15 protein-coding genes are annotated in these 21,048 nt (G+C 53.0%); 5 read left to right on the top strand and 10 right to left on the bottom strand.

The window, feature by feature from the left end; translation table 11 throughout:
• Positions 1 to 39: 39 nt before the first annotated feature.
• From Q4E93_RS33195 to Q4E93_RS33150, 10 genes are all read right to left on the bottom strand, one after another.
• Positions 40 to 1,482, bottom strand: coding sequence for a hypothetical protein (locus Q4E93_RS33195; protein ID WP_303592261.1), 1,443 nt, complete (start codon positions 1,480 to 1,482; stop codon positions 40 to 42).
• A gap of 26 nt (positions 1,483 to 1,508) precedes the next feature.
• On the bottom strand, positions 1,509 to 2,648 hold the full coding sequence (locus Q4E93_RS33190; RefSeq protein WP_303592260.1) for an NAD(P)/FAD-dependent oxidoreductase: 1,140 nt from the start codon (positions 2,646 to 2,648) through the stop codon (positions 1,509 to 1,511).
• Positions 2,641 to 3,348, bottom strand: a complete 708-nt coding sequence (locus tag Q4E93_RS33185) for a methyltransferase domain-containing protein (protein WP_303592259.1) — start codon at positions 3,346 to 3,348, stop codon at positions 2,641 to 2,643. Before Q4E93_RS33185 ends, Q4E93_RS33190 begins: the two co-directional genes overlap by 8 nt.
• A 72-nt stretch (positions 3,349 to 3,420) precedes the next feature.
• Positions 3,421 to 4,512, bottom strand: a complete 1,092-nt coding sequence (locus Q4E93_RS33180) for a type III polyketide synthase (RefSeq protein ID WP_303592258.1) — start codon at positions 4,510 to 4,512, stop codon at positions 3,421 to 3,423.
• A 57-nt stretch (positions 4,513 to 4,569) separates the two neighbouring features.
• Complete coding sequence (locus Q4E93_RS33175; RefSeq protein ID WP_303592257.1) at positions 4,570 to 5,427, bottom strand: UbiA family prenyltransferase; 858 nt, start codon at positions 5,425 to 5,427, stop codon at positions 4,570 to 4,572.
• Positions 5,428 to 5,429: 2 nt separating this feature from the next.
• Positions 5,430 to 6,239 (bottom strand): chitinase, encoded by an 810-nt coding sequence (locus Q4E93_RS33170; protein WP_303592256.1) that lies wholly within the window; start codon positions 6,237 to 6,239, stop codon positions 5,430 to 5,432.
• Between the two features lie 66 nt (positions 6,240 to 6,305).
• Positions 6,306 to 8,033, bottom strand: coding sequence for a DEAD/DEAH box helicase (locus Q4E93_RS33165; protein ID WP_303592255.1), 1,728 nt, complete (start codon positions 8,031 to 8,033; stop codon positions 6,306 to 6,308).
• A 546-nt stretch (positions 8,034 to 8,579) separates the two neighbouring features.
• The gene (locus Q4E93_RS33160) at positions 8,580 to 10,265 is read right to left on the bottom strand and encodes a pyruvate dehydrogenase complex dihydrolipoamide acetyltransferase (RefSeq protein ID WP_303592254.1); all 1,686 of its coding nucleotides are present in this window, start codon (positions 10,263 to 10,265) and stop codon (positions 8,580 to 8,582) included.
• A gap of 150 nt (positions 10,266 to 10,415) precedes the next feature.
• Positions 10,416 to 13,949: a trifunctional glycoside hydrolase family 18/polysaccharide deacetylase/glycosyltransferase family 2 protein gene (locus Q4E93_RS33155; protein WP_303592253.1), complete on the bottom strand. Its 3,534-nt coding sequence runs from the start codon at positions 13,947 to 13,949 to the stop codon at positions 10,416 to 10,418.
• A 181-nt stretch (positions 13,950 to 14,130) separates the two neighbouring features.
• On the bottom strand, positions 14,131 to 15,999 hold the full coding sequence (locus Q4E93_RS33150) for a DNA polymerase III subunit gamma/tau (RefSeq protein WP_303592252.1): 1,869 nt from the start codon (positions 15,997 to 15,999) through the stop codon (positions 14,131 to 14,133).
• Positions 16,000 to 16,130: 131 nt separating this feature from the next.
• Here Q4E93_RS33150 and Q4E93_RS33145 point away from each other — a divergent pair, with 131 nt between their 5' ends.
• The 5 genes from Q4E93_RS33145 to Q4E93_RS33125 all read left to right on the top strand — a co-directional run bounded on the left by Q4E93_RS33145 (position 16,131) and on the right by Q4E93_RS33125 (position 21,043).
• Entirely contained in the window at positions 16,131 to 17,303 is a 1,173-nt protein-coding gene (locus tag Q4E93_RS33145; RefSeq protein WP_303592251.1) for a hypothetical protein, read from the top strand.
• Positions 17,300 to 17,716 carry an SH3 domain-containing protein gene (locus Q4E93_RS33140; RefSeq protein WP_303592250.1) on the top strand — a complete coding sequence of 139 codons (417 nt, stop codon included), beginning with the start codon at positions 17,300 to 17,302 and terminating at the stop codon, positions 17,714 to 17,716. The genes Q4E93_RS33145 and Q4E93_RS33140 overlap by 4 nt, the downstream gene beginning before the upstream one ends.
• Before the next feature lie 74 nt (positions 17,717 to 17,790).
• Complete coding sequence (locus Q4E93_RS33135) at positions 17,791 to 18,426, top strand: TetR/AcrR family transcriptional regulator (protein WP_303592249.1); 636 nt, start codon at positions 17,791 to 17,793, stop codon at positions 18,424 to 18,426.
• 93 nt (positions 18,427 to 18,519) lie between these two features.
• On the top strand, positions 18,520 to 19,923 hold the full coding sequence (locus Q4E93_RS33130; RefSeq protein WP_303592248.1) for a TolC family protein: 1,404 nt from the start codon (positions 18,520 to 18,522) through the stop codon (positions 19,921 to 19,923).
• Between the two features lie 37 nt (positions 19,924 to 19,960).
• Positions 19,961 to 21,043, top strand: a complete 1,083-nt coding sequence (locus tag Q4E93_RS33125; RefSeq protein WP_303592247.1) for an efflux RND transporter periplasmic adaptor subunit — start codon at positions 19,961 to 19,963, stop codon at positions 21,041 to 21,043.
• Positions 21,044 to 21,048: the final 5 nt, after the last annotated feature.

Raw genomic sequence — 21,048 nt, 5'->3', positions numbered from 1 at the left:
AAAAAAACCGCAAACGTTCAACCCGCCGGGATGATTAAATTAATAGGGCGGGCAGCTGTTCTTTTTATCTTCTTTGTCGCTGAAGCCGCTGCCGGGCCTGATCACCAGTGCAAGATAGAGGCCTCCGTTGGCCATCCTGTTCTTCGAGACGATGGTGGCGAGATTGTGGAAGCCCAGTAATAAAGGGCCAGCCTTGGCGGCGCCACCGATCCAGAACTTACCGTCCGTGGTGATATTGATGGGCAGGTAGAGGCCCAGCCTTTTTGTCTCCCATCGGGGAGTGAGGGTGAGCAGGCTGAGATCTTTGACCACCAGTCTTTTTGCGTCGCTCTTCCAGGGCATGTTCAAAGAGAGATTGGCATTGATGGAGAAGTTATTTTGTATGGGTCTGTCCACATTGATGACGAGCCTGGTGGGGTTCCAGATCTTAAAAAGGCCTCCCAACTGGGTAATGTTATTCACGATGGTGGCCAGGCTGTCATTGAATTCGGCAAGAGTGTTGGTCGTGTCGAATTTTGCATTGAGGGCCGAATCGGAGACATCGGTTCGGGGCCTGCTGGCCGCCCGGCTTTGGGAGCCGTATCTATAAACATTCTGGCCGACATCCAGCAAGGCTACGCCGATCTTCCATTCATATTCATGCCAGGCTTCCGTCTTTTCAGCATTGTTGATCACGGCCTGCCGCTTGATCCAGTACTCCACTCCGAGGTCGACGGCTGCCCCGGGCCGGCTGTTGCCGAAGAGGTCTTTCAGGTTCTGCGAGGTGCTGTGATCGTTCTTCCATCTGTCGTAGTTGCTGGAATAGCCATACCGGGCGCTGCCGGCTTTCATAAAATAGATCGTTTGGGCGCCGGAGACTCCTCGGCCAACGGTGGCGCCATTGAGCTGGGCGAAGGCGCCGGAGACTCCTCGCATAGCCTTGAGGGTTATGCCCGCATTGAGCCGCCTGGCTTCATCGTCTATGAGGGTCCGGCTGTACGTGGCAAAAAACTCCAGCCAGCTGCTGGTGGTCATGCTCCCGTTGTAGACGGTGCCTTCGTTGATGTTGAAGAACTGGTTCATATTCCGGAGGGAATCGTGGTAATTGGCGGGTCCTGTCCGGACGGCCCCATATCCCCTGAGGTTGGCTCCGAAAGCAATGGCTTGTTTTTTATCAAGCGCTATACGGGCATTTAATAGATGGATATTGAAGTCAAAAGCGATAAAGCGTTTAAAGTTGCCTGGTTTCCATTGATAGCCGATGGTATCTCCTGCTTTCAGCATTGACCAGTTATGGAGGACGACGGCGTTGGTGGAATTTTTCACCTGGGTGGAAAACAATGTTATATCCCAGGGATAGGGGGTGCTGAGGATGGAAGCGGGATTGTTGGCTACGCCGAGGCTGCCGGCAAAGGGAGATCCTTCGATGGCATGATAGTTTTGCGCAAGGCAGACGACCGGAAAGATCAGCCCCCATAAAAGTCCATAAACTACGGATCTCATTTTATTATTGATTTTGTCCAAACCCCTTAGAACGGCTGCCCGTGGGTCTGCCGGATCAAAAATGACACCAATTTAGGAAATGGTTTCAGGGAATGAATTAAAAGATTGGTACGTTTTTCACTTCCGAACCAGCGCTGGAGCTGGCGCCCCACCCATAAGCGCCTGCCGAACTGATGGCTCCACTGGTCTTCGTATTCCTGTTCCATCTCATGCCGCGCGATCTGGCCTTTTAAAAAGGCGTCGATGCTGCGGAACGCCATCTTGCTGCCATGCAGCGCCATGCTCATGCCGTTGCCGGACAACGGAGGGATCATCCCGGCGCAGTCCCCTACGAATAGGATATGATGCTCCACCCTGGCCCTTCGTTCAAAGCTGATCTGCGAGATCGTCAACGGCGCTTCGAATAGCTTTACCCCTGAAGAAAAGATGTCGGAAAGATAAGGGTTTTGCCAAAGGATATTTTTTTCCATCTCAGGAATAGAATTACCGTTCGCCTGGAGGTTGGCCGCGGTGGTCATATAGCATAGGCAATAGCGTCCATCTTCGATCCTGGAAATGCCGCAATAGCCGTCCCTGAAGTTATGCAGCCCGATGAGATCTGCCGGGAGATTGGTCTGAAGGTGGTATTTCACCCCGATATAATTATTCAGCTTGTCGGATCTTTTCCGGGTGAAAGGCCGTTTCCATTTGATATCCAGGTTGCTCCGCTTGCCTGCTGTAACACAGGCGACCCTGGCCTGGTAGATAGCGTCGGCTGTATGGATACGGAAAGCAGACCGTTGAAAAACAATGTCTGTGACCCTGGTTTCTTCCATCACGACCACGCCGCAGTCACGGGCAATGGCTGCCAGCGCAGCATCGATCTTATACCGGCTGATGCCAAATCCGCCCAGTGGCAATTCATGTTCGATGGACTCGCCGTTCGGCGCCGAGACCAGGACCCTTTTTATCACCGGCAGCCCCCAATCGCTCAGTGGAAGGCCCAGCTCTTCCAGGAAATTCCAGCTTTCAAGGCTTATATATTCTCCGCAGACCTTATGAAAAGGATAGCGGTCTTTTTCGAATAGCACTACAGCATATCCTGCCCTGGCCATCTGTATGGAAAGCGCCAGCCCGGCCAGTCCCCCGCCCGCAATGGCAATGTCATATGAAACGGAACTATTCAACTAAAAAACTTTTGCTTATCAGCCATCGGAATGCCCACTTCCATTGGATCCTGAAACCGTCGATACCTGCAAGGCGGAGCAATTCCCGCCATTCCCTGCGGGTAAAGCCTCTCAATACGGAGAGTGGAGCATCGTTTTTCACCAAATAGGATCCGGAGAACCATTTCGTCAGCCATCGGATGGACTGGTAAGCCAGGTAATGCCGGTGCAGGTCATTGATAAACCATCCAACTCCCGTATTCGCCTCCATCCATTTCAATTGGAACACCAGCTCGTCGTCCGTAAAATGGTGACAGAACAAGGAAGAGAAAATAATATCCGGCTTCTCCCTGCCGAAAGTAATGTGGCGGTAATCGGAATGTATCCACCGTGCTTCCCCGTCCTTCCATCCTTCCTTCGCCACCTCTATGCAGTGAGCATTGTGGTCAATACCGGTGACGCGTAAGCGTATATGCTTCCTGCGGCACCAGCGTACCAGCGCGCGCAGGTTGTCTCCGCCACCGCACCCTATCTCACAGATGCTAACATCCTTTCTGCCGGCGAGCAGCTGCCGCAACCCGCTGACACTGATGGCATGACCGCCCAGCCAGGTGTTGATGACATCCAGCTCAAACATATTCCGCCGGATATCTTCAAAAGGTATATCGTCCCTGTCCAGCAATTCCTTCTGATAACTTCTCTTTGACAGATCTATGGTCATGCGATTAATGGGGTAACAACGTTGAACAAAATACGAAGGATAAATGGATCGTCCGCTAAAAAGGTGTTAAGATTAGCGCGTACTGGCTATAAAGCTTTCCATGGTGAGTCCAGGACCGAAAGCGGCTCCGAACACCACATTCGGTGTACCATAGTCGAAAGACGACAGCATACGCTCCAATACAAACAAGATCGTGGCAGAAGACATGTTCCCGTATTCTTTTAGTACCTGGAAGGAGGTGTCCAGGTGACCGTTGGTGAAATGCATGCTTTTATAAATGGCTTCCAGGATCTTTTTGCCCCCCGGATGGATACACCAGTGACTCACGCTCTTCCGCGGGATATGGTGTTTTTCCAGTGCATGGCTTACCAGCCCCGCGAAGTCTTCTTCGATCAGTTCCGGGACATAGCTGCTCAGCCCCATCTGGAATCCTGTGGAAGACAGCTGCCAGGACATGTCCTTTTTCCCCTGGGGCATGATCTCCGAATAAAAGCCGTCAATATGGATGCCTTGTGCCGGATCGTCGTCTTTGGTCACGAGTACGGCAGCCGAGCCATCCGAAAATAAAAGGCTGGACAAAAGGTTGTTCATCGTGGGTTCCCGCTGGAAATGCAGGGTGCACAGTTCCGTACATACCACCAGTATTTTCGCAGCTGCGCCGCTGTTGCACAGCGCATCGGCCAGCTTTAGGGCATGGATAGCCGCATAGCACCCCATGAAATTGACTGAAGTACGAAAAACGGTATTGGGCAAACCCAACGAGGCGACGATCTCCAGGTCCAGGCCAGGGGCGCTCATGCCGGTGCAGCTCACGGTAATGAGATGAGTGACCTCTTGCGGGTCGAGCCTGCCATCCAGGCATTTCCGGATTGCTTCCAGGGAAAGGGGCGCCGCATACTTCCCATACCACTGCATCCTTGCCTCCAATGAAGGAAAAGGCTCCAGGTTCTCCGTGGCCGGGTAAAACTGCCATTCCCGGGCGGGCCTGGTATAGTCGCTGATGACGGAATACCGAATGTCGATGCCGCTCTGGTGATAAAGGAATTGAAGTTTCCTGTTGCCTGCTTCATTCATGGCATAGATCCGCTGCATAAATGAGAGGATCTCCTGCTGCCGATGTGCATAGGCCGGGACTGCCGTACCGATAGAGACTATTTTGCTCAAAATAAAGGAGGTTTTAAGCTACTATATACGGATCAAATGATTGCCAAGATTGTGCCATTACGCTGAACCCATGATCAACACGGCGATAAAACCGGCGTTGGTGCATAGGGACGCCAGCAGGTTCATACGCATCGTGTTGGCAAAATCAGCCTTTCCCGGATCTTTCCATACTTTCCCGGCCCATATAAAAAAATAAACGAGGATAGGCAGCATGCAGGTTGCCAGCACATAAAATTCTCTTATCTGAAGGGTTACAAAGAAATACCCGGTCATCAGGAGCATGGCCACGGTGTAGATCGTTGCGGTAAAAATAAAGCTTCCCCGCAGGCCCAGCAGCATGCTGATCGTTCTTACGCCATCTTTTCTGTCAGCCTCATGTTGATATATCTGTGTGAGGGGGTAAAACCCTCCGATAAGCAAAGAGCTTATGATCATCGCCTCCGGGGGCACATCGAAGGTTCTCCGCACATGACTTCCATGGTATACGATGAAAAATACCAACGCGCCCTGGCAGATGATGACGGTAAGATAACCGATGACAGGCAGTCGTTTCAAACGTATCCGCCGGTAGCTATAAGCCCTTGAAGCCAGGATATAGATGGCCAGTCCCGCGATGAAGGTGGGGCTGATCAGGATGCCGAGCAGGAGGGCCAGGAGATCCATGGCGACTGTGATGCGAAAGAGCTGGGGAGTGGGGGCGGGAGGATGTTCCAGTCCGCCGATGGGGCTGGTGTCCCTGTCCATATAGCTGTTGTATCCGTTGCTGGCGGGGTAGACCAGCACATGCAGGATAAAGAAGATCAGCAGTGCGCGGGGCCAATCCCTTTCCAGTACCTGGCTGAGGGCAAACCAATACACGGGCATCAGGAAAAAGGAGAAGTGAAAACGCAGTAGCTGTAAGGTGCTCTTGTACATAATTAATTTCCATATGTCCCCATGCCTTTGCAATCGCAATCTTTTTCTACGGAGACTTTTAGCAATACGGCGAAATGCCGGTAGAATCCTATTCTTTCCTGTCTTGCGTCTTTGCCTGCAGGGGTCTCTGTCCTGCATTCGACGCCGCCATTGATGATGTTGATGGTCATGCCGAAACCGGGCGTACGCCGGGCGGCGCGGTCGGCGGCGGTGGGCTGCCATTTGCCGCAGATCACATCGTGACAGGAAGGTTTTGGCGTCTGGGCTTTCATCCAGAACCAGAGGGCTGTCCGGAAAGCGACGGCTCCATCCTTGCCGACCATTTCGGGATTTTCCAGCAGCGGCAAGCCCAGTTCCTGGCCTGCCAGGCCATAGTTGTAGGCATAGGTCAGCTGCAGTGGGCCTCTGCCATAGTATGATTTGCCGGCCACGGGCTTATAGGGGCTGGTCCCGCCTGTGTTGTATTGGGTACAATGCCCGTCCAGGCAGGCCTGTTCGTCTGTGTAGACCAATCCCCAGGAATAGGGGCCTCCCTTTGCGCCAGACCATCCACTGGTAGTCTCGTGAGCGGCATGGGCAAAAAAGGCGGCCAGCTCCCGAAGCCGGATTTCTCTCGTGCCTTCTCCCGCAAAGGCGGGAAAGGTTGCGGCGGCCTTGATAAGGGCTTCGTAAGTATAGATGGGGTGGTGATGAGGAAATAATTGCTCATACTGTTGGCGCGTGAGCAGGGATGCGAGCCCTTCACCGGCAGATGGCCGGCTGTCGCCGAAGGGGGCCAGCGATAGCAGGAGGATGAAGGAAAGTGCGTACATGACTACAATGTACGCAAAAAAAAAGACCGGCATTTGCCGGTCTTTTTAAATTCCTTTTTTAAGATATTACCATTTCTCGTCCCCTTCGCTCTGGTTGAGCTTCAGGTTGGCAAGAAAATTCTTCTGCTCTTCTGCCGTGCGGGCCGGCTGCTGTGGTTCCCGTTTGACGGGTTCGCGTTGCTGCGGTTCTCTTTTGGGTTCGCGCTTGCTGAGGTCCGGCTGCTGGGGTTCTCTTTTAGGCTCACGTTTGTTGAGATCCAGTTGCAGGGGTTCTCTCCTTGCTTCGCGTTTGGAAGGGTCCAGCTGCTGCGGCTCTCTTCTGAGTTCCCGTTTGTTATGATCCGCCTGCTGATCAATATTCTTTTGTACAGGCTGCTGGGGCTGGCTTTCCAGCGCCTCGAGCTCTGCAAGGGAAGAGACGGCGCCTTTGCGGATGACGTCCTGCCCGGGTCTTTGCGGCCTGCCGTTGCGTCCGGCGGGTGCTACATTGCTGCGACCGTCCCGACGGCCGTTGTTTGAGCGATCGCTATGCTGGCGGCCATTGTTCCCATTGCCGTTGTTTTGACGACCTCTGCTGCCACCGTTGCGGTTGCCTGCTCCCTGAACGGACGCTTCAACTGTCCTGGCGACGGTGTAGTTACCCAGGGGATGCGGATGATCTTCCACTACGGGCACTTTCAGACCGATGAGCTTTTCGATGTCGCGGAGAAATTCTTTTTCCTCGGCGTCACAGAAAGATAGGGCGATACCGCTGGCGCCTGCACGACCCGTTCTGCCGATGCGATGCACATAGGTCTCCGGTACGTTGGGTAATTCGAAGTTGATGACATGCGTCAGCTCGTCAATGTCGATGCCCCTGGCGGCGATATCCGTGGCTACGAGGATCCTTGTCTGGCGTGTCTTGAAATTCAGGAGCGCACGTTGACGGGCATTCTGCGATTTGTTGCCGTGAATAGCCTCGGCGCGGATACCCGCGCGGGTGAGGCCCTGGGCAACTTTATCCGCGCCATGTTTGGTGCGGGTGAAGACAAGCGCCGTGGCGATGGGTTGCGTCTTCAGGATATGCAGTAATAATGACCGTTTGTCTTTCTTATCGACAAAGTACATGGATTGCTGAATGGTTTCCGCGGTGGAAGAGACCGGTGTCACTTCAACTTTGGAAGGATTGACCAGGATCGAAGCCGAAAGCTTCTGGATCTCCGGCGGCATGGTGGCGGAAAAGAACAGGGACTGCCTTTTCTGGGGCAGACGGGCGATGATCTTTTTCACGTCGTGGACGAAACCCATGTCCAGCATCCTGTCCGCCTCGTCGAGTACGAAGAAGGCGATGTCCTTCAAATTGATATGCCGCTGTTCCATCAGGTCCAGCAGGCGGCCGGGCGTGGCCACGAGGATATCGATCCCCCTGCGGAGCGCCTGTACCTGGGATTGCTGCGGAACGCCGCCGAAAATGACCAGATGCTCCATTCCCGTATGCCTGCCATAAGCGGCAAAGCTGTCCCCGATCTGGATGGCCAGCTCGCGGGTGGGAGTGAGGATCAATGCTTTTATAGGACGCTGTGCCCGGAGGCCTGTGTCCTGTTTGACGCCGGCGGCATCCTCGCAGAGGAGCTGCAGCATGGGGATGGCAAAAGCTGCTGTCTTGCCCGTACCTGTCTGGGCGCAGCCCAGCAGGTCTTTTCGTTCAAGGATGATAGGTATTGCTTGTGCCTGGATAGGAGTCGGCGTAGTATAACCCTCCTCCTGTACAGCCTTTAGTAAAGGCTCTATGAGCTTTAAATCTTGAAAAGACAATTGAAAAACATTTAAATTGAAAAAAGGACCTGTCTACTCATCAATATCCTTCAGGAGTTTACACGAAGGTTGTCACGAAAGCTGATAGAAAGGAATAATAACGCATGCAAAGGTAAGCATTTCATTTGGGATGACCTAATCTGGGTGACTGGAGGCCTTTTTTGGGAGATTTTTTAACTTTTTCTCAAATTCAACATAAAAAAATTTTGTGGTCTAAAAAGGCCGCACTATATTTGTTCTGTCAACGGCTAAGGACAGAGAAAACAACCTCCTGGTTAAGGCTTTTAAGGTTGGTCCGGGGCCGGAAATATAGAGAGATTCGCAAGGCAGGTGATTCAAGCTTGCCCACTCTGATTCGTAGGTCAATTCCTGATTTATAAATAATTAAGACTTTTAAAGTTTGGTTGGAATAGCAAGGACACAGTTCTGAAGGGCCGGTGTGTTTACACGTGTGCCTTAAAGGATAAGGTTTAAAAAAGGGAGCTCATTTCTATGAGCTCCCTCTATTATTTTAGTCCATGAGGGTTTAAATAAGCCCTCACCAGCCTATAGCATCATTCTAAGCGGCTCTTCCAGCAACGTCTTCAAGGTCTGGAGGAAGGCCGAACCCGTAGCTCCGTCTACCACGCGGTGGTCACAGCTGAGGGTCAGCTTCATAATATTTCCCGGGACGATGGCGCCGTTCTTTACCACAGGCACCTGCTGTATGGCGCTTACGGCCAGGATACAAGCGTCCGGCGGATTGATGATCGCGGTGAACTCATCCACGCCGAACATGCCCATGTTGGAAATGGTGAAGGTGCTGCCCTCCCATTCGGACGGCTGCAGCTTCTTGGCCTTGGCCCTTTGCGCAAGATCCTTTACTTCCGTGGCTATCTGTGACAATGATTTCGTATCGGCAAAACGTACCACGGGCACCAGCAGCCCGTCTTCGATGGCCACTGCAACGCCGATGTTGACGTGGTGGTTGACCCGGATCTTATCGCCCATCCAGCTGCTGTTGACGGCGGGATGCTGTTTCAATGCAACGGAGGCGGCTTTCAGCACGAGGTCGTTGAAAGATATTTTAACGGGAGAAACTTCGTTCAGCTTAGCCCGGCTTTCCACTGCCTTGTCCATATCGATGGCCATGGTGACGTAGAAGTGGGGAGCAGAGAATTTACTTTCCGCCAGGCGTTTGGCGATGACCTTACGCATCTGCGATACAGGCACGTCGTCGAAGCTTACCTGGCCCAGCGGGGCGGCGGGTATAGCGGATTTGGCGGTGGCGGCTGCTGGTTGTGATGTCTGTGCTGCGGGCGCTGTGGCTTTGCCGGGGACAAAACTGTCCACGTCCTTTTTTACGATGCGTCCGTTGTCGCCACTGCCGGCGACCTGGGTGATGTCGATGCCTTTTTCGGCCGCCAGCTTCTTGGCCAGGGGAGAAGCTTTTATGCGACCATCCGCGCTTACGGACATTCCTCCTGCAGCGGGGGCGGCTCCATTGGCGACAGAGGCCGGTGCAGCTGCGGCGGCAGGCTGCGCCGTTCCGGCTGCGACTGGCGCTGCAACACCTTTATTTTTGGCGGCGGCGACAATCTTTTGCAGGTCTACCTTGGATTCATCACCGATGACAGCCAGCAGATCGTTGACGGCGATCTTTTCTCCTTTCTGGGCGCCTATATGCAATAGTTTTCCATCCTTATAGCTTTCCAGCTCCATCGTGGCCTTGTCGGTCTCGATGTCGGCAAGCACCTCACCCTTTTTAACGGTGTCCCCTACCTTCTTATGCCAGTCGGCTATCACGCCTTCGGTCATGGTATCGCTGAGGCGGGGCATGAGGATGACGCCTTCTAATTTTGAGATGTCCTCTGCCTGGGCGGCCGGCGCTGCGGGAGCGCTTGCGGGGGCCGCAGTTGGTGCGGGAGCTGCGGCCTGAGCCGGAGCGGCCTTCTGTTCAGCCGCCGGAGCTGTCGTCGCCCCTCCGCCTTTTACCAGGGAGGAAATATCCTCACCGGGAGCGCCGATGATGGCCAGCAATTCGTTCACCTGTACCTTACCTCCCTTATCCGTGCCTACAAACAGCAGCGTACCATCCTTATAACTTTCCAGGTCCATGGTGGCCTTATCCGTCTCTACCTCAGCCAAAAGATCCCCTTTCTTAACGGAATCCCCTACTTTCTTATGCCAGGCGGCAATTACCCCTTCGGTCATCGTATCACTTAATCGGGGCATCAATATAACTTCAGCCATAACGCAGTCTTAAAATTTGAGCCGTGAAATTACGGAATTTATCAACAACAGCTTCAAGCGACAAGCTACAAGCTGCCAGTGAGCTTATTTAAGCTGGGAGAGATATATAAAGTCCTGGCTTGTAGCTTGCGGCTAGCGGCTTGTAGCTTCTTACGCGGCTTTGACGTTTCCGGTACGTTTAAGCACTCCCCAATGCTGCAATTCGCCTTTCAGCGCCCGCCGGACGGCCCTGAACAATACGGACCAGGTCAGCCAGCGCCAGATCAGCCGCTGGGGTATCAGCCACACCAGCTTCGTCAACCGCTCCTTCTCGAAGCTGAAAGCCAGCAAGGCCACCAGCAGGTCTACCAGCATGAACACCAGGTAATAGCCTGCGATCTTGGACGCATTCCCTGTCAGCAGCCCGACGAGCATAAAAAAATCCGCCAGGGGTATGACAAAGGGTATGATATATTGAAAGATCAGGATGTTGGGTAATGCCACCCAGCCCAGCCATCTGTATTTCCAGTTGAGCAGAGCGTCCCTGTTCTTCCAGAAGGTCTGCATGACACCATAGCTCCAGCGGAAACGCTGTTTCAGGAACATCTTCAGGGTCTCCGGCGCCTCTGTCATAGCAATGGCCCTATTGTCATTCTCGATGACATAACCACAGCGCAGGATCCGCACCGTAAGATCGCAGTCTTCGGCCAGCGTGTCGGTGGTAAAGCCTCCCGCCTCTTCGATGGCCTTTTTACGGAAAGCCCCGATAGCGCCCGGCACCACTGTAATGGCATTCAGCCAGGCGAAAGCTTTTCTATCGAAATTCTGGCTGCTGATGTATTCGATGGATTGCCACCGGGTCAGCAGATTGACCTCGTTGCCTACTTTCACATTCCCTGCCACGGCGCCCACAACGCCCAGCCCTGTCATGCCTTCATCGGTGACGAGGCGGCGCTCCTTCACGCTCCTGCCCCTGCGCTCGCCAAAATGCTCCATCAGGCGGGAAACGGCATCCTTCTTAAGCTTTGTGTCCGCATCGATGCAAATGACATAATCGGCTGCGGATTGGGCAATGCCGTAGTTCAGGGCGGACGCTTTGCCGCCATTGGGCTTATACAGCACCCTTACCTTGGGGTTGCCCGCAAAGGCATTGTTCACCCGCTCGTAGGTATTGTCATTACTGCCGTCGTCTATAAATATGATCTCGAAATTAGGATAGTCTCCCAGGAGCAGGCTTTCCACCGAGCTCACGGCATTTACTTCTTCGTTATAGGCCGGTACGATAACGCTCACCAGGGGCGCATCCTTTCCATCGGGTGACCAGAAAGGCGTCATGGCATCTTTCTTTTCCTTAATGAATTCCCGGGTGGCGATGAATGCCATGAGAAGTACCCTGCCTACCGACAGGATCATGAATACGATGAAAAGAGAGAAGAGAATATGCCCGCTCCAATAACCCAGTTCGGCAAAGTAATAATTGATCTGCAGCAGGAAATAACCACTGCTTTTTGGTACGGGCGGCATCATCTCTTCCTTTGTTTTGCCCAATATGTCGGCCACCGTGGTGAACTTGAATTTTCTTGCCTGGAAATATTCGATGATCCTGGGGAGCGCCTCTACCGTGGCGCTACGGTCATCACCGCCCGCGTCATGCAGCAGAATAATGTTGCCGCTGAGGCCCGAGGCCGTCATATCGTTTTTCCGCTGGACGATCCTGTCAAATATACTGTCCGCCGGAGTCCCGGGTTCCCAGTCCAGGGGATCGATGGACTCTCCGATGTCCAGGTAGTTTTTTGTACGGGCAATGGCTACCGGGATCAACTCTTCCCATTTTTCAGGCTCGAAATCCGCATTGTAGGGCGCCCTGAACATGATAGTGGAATGACCTGTTATACATTCTATCAGCAGACGTGTGGACTCCATTTCCAGGATGGCCCTTCGCTGGCTGACCTTGGCGATGTTCGGATGGGTGAACGTATGATTGCCGATCTCATGTCCTTCCTTGAAGATCCGCTTCACGATAGGGATATTGTTTTCCGCGTTGATCCCTACGATGAAGAAAGTGGCGGGGACATGGTATTTCGAGAGTATATCCAGGATCTTTGGCGTGTAGTTGGGGTCCGGGCCGTCATCGAAGGTCAGCACCAGCTTCATGGAATCATTGGTGCCGTATTTCCGGGCGACAAAGCGGGAAGGCAGGGTGTCGTAGGATTCTTCGCTGATGAGCATCTCGCCGGTGTTGACTTCCGGCGTGATCCGGCCATTGGTTGGCGTAGCGATGATATCCAATATCTCCCCGGAACCTTCATAGTCCACAAAGTCGGCATTCGCCATGGCATCGACCTTGCTGAACTCGGAGAAGTTGAAATGGCCCAGGGCATTCTTCTGCATGTCTTTATCATAAAAATACCAGACCCGGGGATCCTCGTCCCCCAATCTCCAGACGGCGGTGCCTGCGATGCCATATTCCGTGGCAAAACGCAGCGCGTTGAAAACGGTTGCCGCATCCGTGAACTGCACCTGGTGCCGGACGCTGTCGTCATCTTCGTATTCGTAATGAAGGTTGTAAGAGTCATTGTCAAAATCGATCTTGGCTTCGTTGTCCTTGGCCGTAAACAGCGCCTGCTGGTAGCTGACGGTCCTGGCGGAGACCTCTTTGCCCATTTTCCAGTCATAACCATAGGCCGCCAGGCAGAGTATCAGCTTTTGCATGGGGATCTTTTTGACGGCGTCGTCCACGGCCCCTTCGATCCACCGCTGATGGGACACCGGACCGGGACCCGTGTTATCCGAATACTGATCGTAGGCCATCAAAAAAACATAATCATTGTATTTGGACAGCTCTTTGAAGTTGTAGTCCTCATTGAAGGGAATAACGTCCTGGGTTACCAGTAAGTGCCTGGCATGGAGCTGGTTGTACAGGTCGCGCTGGAACTCCACCAGGGGCTCGTTCTTTTTCTCCTGCAGCTCTTCGAAATCGACATTCACGCCCACGAAGTCGTTTTTCTCCAGTATTTTGATCACATCGTTGATCAGGCGTTGTTTTTTCACCGGGTCGTTGATGATCCTGTGTACGGCATCACCCCGGAAGACCTCCTTAAAGTTATTGGACAGGATGGGCATGATCTTCACGCCCGAAGCCTTCATGACCTTCCAGGCCCGGTCGTCAATGGTCGTGAACACCGTGTCCGCCGTCGGGTCTATGAAGATCCATTCGGGTATTACCAGGTTGATCCTGGAAATATATTCCTGCAGGGATAAAAAGCTTTGGGCGTCCCAGTCTACGTAGAAAGCGGCCCGTATGCCCGTGGGGAATTTGGTGAACGAGCGGAAGCTGGTGTCTATCCGGAAGTTCTGTATGATGGACGATTTGTCGGAATCCCTCCTGGACTGGCCGGGAAAAGCTCCTGAGCGGTAAGGTACTTTTTCGTTGATGTATTTGCGGAACCCCCCGTATTGTTTGAGCAGGTTATTGTCTTTGTTCAGGAGCCGGTTCGTATCCAGCACTTTCTTGTACAGCTGGCTTTGTTCCTTGATCCTGGGCAGGTCGGGCGTATAGCCCCTGTTGACGGCTATGGAAAAAATGACAATACCCAGCAGAAGGAGCAGAACGATCAGCCTTCCTCCCCATTTCCACCGTTGCCAACGGCCGGGGGAACTTGTTTGAAATATCTGCCGTTTGGAGTGAGTCGAATTGCCTGTCATAGATAAGTAAATGTCCGGAAAAAGGGTTTATCGAAAAAATACCCCTTTTCCCGGAAAAGTTTTATGTCTGTCCTTTGGACGACGGACCTTTGGTCCTTATTGGCAAAATTCCCGCCAACCAGGTATATATCAAAAATCTGATATTTTATTTAACTGGGATTTATAAAATGGCACCACGCCATCAATAGTCGAGCTCCAGTTTGAGACGATCCTTCAGCTCTTTCACCAGGGGGTATTGCCCGACTATTTGCTGGAATTGTTCCCGTGTGTTCATCGGTCTTTCGACGGGCTCCTCCGAACCCGCCCTTTCCTCAACGATCACGGTGAAAGAGACGGCCCTGTTGGCGAATTCTTTTTGCAGGAATTCCGATAAGGTCCGTTTTTCACTTTCAATGAACCGCTGTTCGAGGTTATTGGCGGTGACGGCGGTGAAGTTTTGGGCATCTATGATCCTTAGCTCGGCCAGCTCCAGGCTTTGTACGGCCGGGTTCTTGTTCTCGCGCAGCTGCTGTGCGTAGGCTGCCCATGCTTTTGCCAGGGCGGCCGGCTCCAGCGGCCGGGCTTCCGAGCCATTGCTTTGCTGACGGGAGGAAAATTGCTGCCTGATCTTTGACAATGATCCCAGCGAGGCGTTCCCGGCTGTCTTTACGGCAGTGTCGACCATTAGTCTGGCGCCTTTTGAGGGTGAGGCTGTCGAAGTGGCAGCGTTGGCAGGTGTCCCTTGGGCCGGCCCGGTCAGGACTTCCTGGTGTTGGGGTGCAGCGGGTTGTTCTGAAGCTTTTGCCATGACCTGCGTGGCGGCAACAGCTGTTTCATTCGATGCTGGCGCGCTTATACGGACAGTGGCCTTTGGATTCACCGGCTCCATAGCCGGAATATTCCGGAAAGACACGGGTCTTACTGTGTCAAGGACTTTTTTTTTGCCGCCCCCGGGTTCCCCTGTCAGCTGAAGGGCCTGTCCCAGGTAGGCCAGCTTGATCAGTGCCAGCTCCACGTGCAGCCGCTTGTTACGCGCCGCCTTATAATTGATCTCGGCCTCGTTCAATACGTTCAATGCGCTGATGAGCCAGGCGGCATCGGTTCCCCTGCCCGCGGCAATATACCTGTCCCTGAAGCTTTCTACCACTTCCAGCAGGGCGGCCACTTTCTCGTCCTTGCAGACCAGGAGGTTCCGGATGAATTCGGCCAGGCCGTTGATCACGAGGTCCCCTTCAAACCCTTTCCGGTTTATGTCATCATAAATGAGCAGGGCGTCTGACAGCAGCTGCTGCTGCATGGCTTCGAGGAGCCTGAAATAATAATCCGCATCCAGGATATTCAGGTGCTCCAGCGTATTCCTGTAGCTGAGCGCTCCATTGGTAAAGCTGACGATCTTATCCAGTATGCTAAGCGCGTCCCGCATACAGCCTTCGCTCTTTTGGGCGATCACCTGCAAGGCTGCTTTTTCTGCTTTGATCTCTTCCTTATCGCATATTTCCTGCAGGTGCTCCACCGTATCGATGGTGGTGATCCGCTTGAAATCGAAGATCTGGCACCTGGAGAGGATGGTGGGAAGGATCTTGTGCTTTTCGGTGGTCGCCAGGATAAAGATCGCGTAGGGGGGCGGCTCTTCCAGGGTCTTGAGGAATGCATTGAAAGCCGAAGAGCTGAGCATATGCACCTCATCGATGATATAGACCTTGTACCTGCTGGACTGGGGAGGTGCGATCCGGACCTGTTCCACCAGCGTCCGGATATCATCCACGGAGTTGTTGCTCGCGGCATCCAGCTCATGGATGCTGAGCGAAGTGCCCTCGTTGAAGGAGACGCAGGAGTGGCAAATATTGCAGGCTTCCCCATGTTGGTCACGGTTCTCGCAATTGATGGTTTTCGCCAGAATACGGGCACAGGTGGTCTTTCCTACTCCCCTGGGGCCGCAAAACAGGAAAGCATGTGCTAATTGATTGTTTTTGATGGCGTTCTTGAGGGTAGTCGTGATATGTGACTGCCCCACCACCGTAGAAAAATCCTGGGGCCTGTACTTTCTTGCCGAGACAATAAATTTATCCATGGGTATAGCTCCTATGGCAAACCTACCACAAATCCCACTATAGGCAATGAAATTTTTGTCCTTCTTGCCGTAGACAGGAGACCTGGGTTTTTTGGTATATTTGGGCCTGCCGGTAAACCGGCGCAAACCTTATGCGCAAGAAAAAATGCCCTGTCCTGTTGCTGCTGTTGATGGCGATAGTGCCCTCTTTTCTATCCACCAGCTCCTGTAAAAAAACAGTTACCCACACCATCATCGATACATTCCGGCATGCCTGGCAGCCAGTGACTTACTTCAATTTTTATGGAGAGCCGGCATTGAACAGTGTGTCTGCAGGGGATACTGCATTGCTGGTAGCCACCAACGGAGGCGTCGTCAGCCTGCCTGTGACTCATCAAAGCTTCGATTATTTCTTCAAGCTGCCCTTCCCCGCCATAACCCTGGACCATCCTGCCAGCGGCCCTCCTTTTATCAATGGCCGCCTTTGCGTGTACGCTACGGACAGCTTGCTGCAGCTGTTCAATGTGGCCGGGTATAATTCATTGTCGGTGCTCACTTATAAACCCGTTTATTCAGACGACGCGTATCCCAGGTTCCAGACTGCGCATACACCCGCATGGGACCGATGGCCTACCTCCGACTTCCCCGTCATCAGGAGCCACTACCTGCTGACCCCCGTAGAGGATGCCCATGACAGGAGCACGGTCCGCTTCGATCTGCTGACTTTCGATTCGGCGAAAGCCCTTTCTCCTACGAGCTTCGGCGATACTTTCGGCATAAAGCATTTGTTTCTTCACCCGGCGCCGGGCACCCTGGGCTTTAGCGGCAGCGCCTATCTGTGTGCCACCTTCTTCGATAAGTTCTTTGTATTTTATGAGAATCAGTTCTTCCGGATTGACACGACGGGGGATATTAAAGCCTTTGGGTACACGCCGGCGCCTTATTCCCAGGGATTATTCATCAACAATATGTTCACTTATGGGAATATCCTGTTCGTAAAAGGGTTCGGTGTCTTTTTCTATTCGTTGGACCAGGGTGAAAGCTGGCAGCTGTACAATGAATTCAACAATTCCGTCGGCATCCTCACCTTCCGCAACATCGGCAATGACCTTTATGCCACGGCCACTACCCTGGATATGCAAATATGGAAAGTAGCCCTCAATCAACGCAACCTGGTCTTCAGCGAGCTCAATAATGACGGACTGCAAGGCAATCTTGTCACGTCCATCACCCGGTGCGGTAAATACGTTTTTGCCACGACCCCGACCGGTGTATATCACCGGGATACTGCTGTATTTGATCAACTTAAAAACCCTGTCAGATGAACCGTCCGTTGAAATGGATATGCGCCCTGTTGCTTGTCATTCCAGCCGCCGGAATTTTTTGGGGCTGCAGCAAGGACAAAGGGTTGACGCCCGACGCCCTTGTGGGCCGATGGCAATACCAGAACAGCACATACGACACCAGCGCCACCGGGAAGAGCGCTCCTCCCGTGACAATTTATGACGCCAGCTTTGCGGCCGATGTCGGTGAGACCCTGGAGTTTAAGAAAGGCGATACCGTCTATTATTCTTACCAGGGTGTGACTACCTGGAGCAATTATGCTGTTAAAGGTCATCAACTCATCCTTATTGGCAGCGCCTTCAGCGATACGCTGATGATCTACGCTTTGAATGCCAATCTATTAACCATTGGCTGGGAAAAACCCACCTACAAGGCGCATTTCAGCCGGCAGTAGTATTTTAAAAAAAAGAGCCTAAAAATTTGGATTATTTACAGCGTTAAGTAAATTTGTGCTGTTAATAATTTAATATGGGAATCGCAGAGAGAAAAGAGAAGCAGAAACTGGAGATCCGTAAAATGATCCTGGAGGCCTCGATGCAGCTGTTTGTAGAAGAGGGATTCAATAATGTGTCCATTCGCCGTATAGCGGACATCATCGAATACAGCCCCACCACCATCTACCTTTATTTCAAAGATAAAGACGAGATCTTTTTCAATCTGCATGAGATCGGCTTTCAGAAGATGCTGGAGATGAACAAGGAACTGGATGATATCCAGAACCCTTTATTGCGTCTCCGTAAAATGGGAGAGAACTATATCCGGTTTGGCATGGAGAACCCTGAATACTATGACCTGATGTTCATCCAGCGGGAGCCGATGAAAAAGCTGACGGAGATGGGATGTGATTGGAAGAACGGGGACGCGGCGCTTACCCGGCTGAGGGATACATTGATAGAAGCCATGGAGAAAGGGTATATCGCTCAAACGGATCCGATTGTGCTTAGTCTTTCTATCTGGAGCATGGTGCATGGACTGGTGTCCCTGGCAACGCGGGAACGACTGGAAAAGCTGGTGCCAGAGAAGGGGCAGATCCTGCCTGTGATCATGCAATCCGTCGACTGGCTGGTGAAGTCGCTGGATATTTCAGGCAAGGCTGCTTTATAGTATCCTGTATTTGCCCTGTGTGCCCTTGAGGGCATTTTTTTCACCCTATTACTTAACATCGTTAATAAAATTCACGACACCAATAAATTAAACATGGTACCAAAATTAATTTCACTCTGCTTTGGGTTGCTGTTGGCCCTTGGCGTTACCGCACAGGATAAAGTGCTGGAAGGATATATCCGCTATGGGCTGGACAGCAACCTGGTGCTGCGCCAGCAGGGCTACGATCTGCAAAAGGCACTGATCGATCTGAAAAGAGCGCAATCCCTTTTTTATCCCCAGGCCGGCTTTAGCTCCCAATACACACTGGCGCATGGCGGCCGTAGTCAGGACATACCCGTGGGCGATCTGCTGAATGGCGTTTATTCCACGCTTAACCAGCTCACTGCCTCCAATAAGTTCCCGCAGGTGGGTAACCAGACCATCCAGTTCCTGCCTAACGATTACCATGATACGAAAGTGGAGGTGACCCTGCCATTGATCAATACGGACCTCCGGCATAACCGGGAAGTCAGCGGCGAGATGATCAATGCCCGGCGGGCCGACCTGGATGTTTACCGGCGGGAGCTGGTGCAGCAGATCCGCCAGGGTTACTACCAATATCTACAGGCGGGCAAGGCAGTGGAGATCTATACCAATGCACTGGGGCTGGTGAAAGAGAACCGGAGGGTGAGCGAGAAATTCGTGGAGAACAGGATGGCCACGAAAGAGATCGTTCTCCGTGCGCAGGCGCAGGTGAGCCAGGTGGAATCTTCGCTCATCGAGGCAAAGAATAAGATCCGCAATGCGAGGGCTTACTTTAATTTTTTACTCAACAGGCCGCTGGATGCGGACGTACAGACGGATGAAGCGTTGTTCTCATTGAAGACGGACACCACCGGGGCCATCGCGCGCGGAGGCCTGCCACCGACTGTCGCGGATGCCGCCGTACTCCGTCTTTCTCCCGGTGTGCCTGCAGGCCGGGAAGAGCTGGCCAAGCTGGGCAGCATGCAGCGGATACTGGCCTCCAACCTCCGGTATACCCGCAATTATCTCGTTCCCAAGCTCAATGCTTTTTATGATGTGGGGTTCCAGGGTTTTGGCTTCCGCTTCAACAGCGATCAGTTCTACCAGATGGCAGGCCTGCAGCTGGTGTGGCCCCTTTTTAAAGCAAATGATAATAAGTATAAGGTGCGTCAGTCGGAGATCGATGTCAGGGCGGTGGGAGATCAGTACAGGCAGCTGACGCAGCAGCTGACGCTGCAGGTACAGACAAGCGCCAACGATTATTCTTCGGCGGTGGAAGCGCTGCAATCCCTGATGGATGAGGTCGCGAGCACCCGCGAAACTTACCGGCTGGCGGAACGCCGGTTCAAGGAGGGCAACGCCATCCAGATCGAGCTGATCGACGCGCGCACGCAGATGACGAGCGCGGAGCTCCGGTATTCCCTGGCATGCCTGACTGTGTTGAACCGGGCTGCCGAGCTGGAAAGAGTGACGGCAGCTTACAAATTCTGACCTGATATTTCAAATAAGTAATGATAAACTACAAACCATGAATCGGACATTTTTACGGAGCCTTCGTTTTCCCCTCGCGGCAATCCTTGCATTCGCCCTGGTGAAATGCGGTGACAATAAGGCTGCCACTGCCAGCCAAAGAACGGGAGAGGATCCCATCCTGGTAAAACAGCAGCCCATCACGGTGGGCAATTACAGCCGTACGCTGCAGTATTCGGGACTGATCGCTTCGAATGCGGAAGCCCGTCTGTCATTCAAGATAGGAGGCATCGTCTCCCGGATCTATGTAAAAGAGGGAGATCATGTGGCACGGGGGCAGCTGCTGGCAACGCTTGATCTGACGGAGATCGACGCACAGGTGCAGCAGGCTTCGCAGAACCTGGAAAAATCAAAAAGGGATGAGGGCCGGATCAACAACCTGTACCGGGATACGGTGGCTTCCCTGGAGCAGCTGCAAAATACCCATACGCAGGTGGGCGTGGCTACGGAAGCTTTGCGTATCGCCCGTTTCAACCAGCAATATGCGCAGATCCATGCTCCCTCCGCAGGCGCCATCCTGCAGAAATTCATGAACGAGGGGGAGCTGGCCACTGCAGGGAACGCGGTCTTTCTTTTTAACGGTACGACCGCTGCCGATTGGGTGGTCCGTTTTGGCGTATCGGACCGCGACTGGGTGGTGTTGAAAAAAGGCGATAAGGCGACGGTCTATATAGAAGCCTACCCCGGTGTGTCCTTCACCGGTGCTATCACAAAAATGGCAGAGGGCGCCGATCCTACGAATGGCACCTACCCCATCGAAGTGACGGTGTCGGCGGGTGGCCACAAGCTGGCCCCGGGGCTGTTCTGCAATCTGACCTTGCAGCCTTCATCCCGCCAGCCCCTGACGATCATTCCCATCGAAGCGCTGGTGGAAGGCGACGGCAAGACCGGGTTCGTCTATACGTTGAATACAGATCGCCGTACGGTGAGGAAGCGCCCCATAAGGATCGCCTTTTTGTCGAAGGATAAAGTGGCGGTGAGCGAAGGGCTGGACAGCGTGGACCGGGTGATCACCGAGGGCGTGAGCTATCTGACGGCGGCGGCTGTGGTGAAAGTTGCTAATGATACCATTTCAAAATAACTTCT

Origin of the sequence: Flavitalea plasmicola (assembly GCF_030546645.1) — a bacterium.
Lineage (GTDB): Bacteria > Bacteroidota > Bacteroidia > Chitinophagales > Chitinophagaceae > Puia.
The sequence above is the reverse complement of the archived record's forward strand: the minus strand, read 5'-3'. Positions and strand labels throughout refer to the sequence as shown.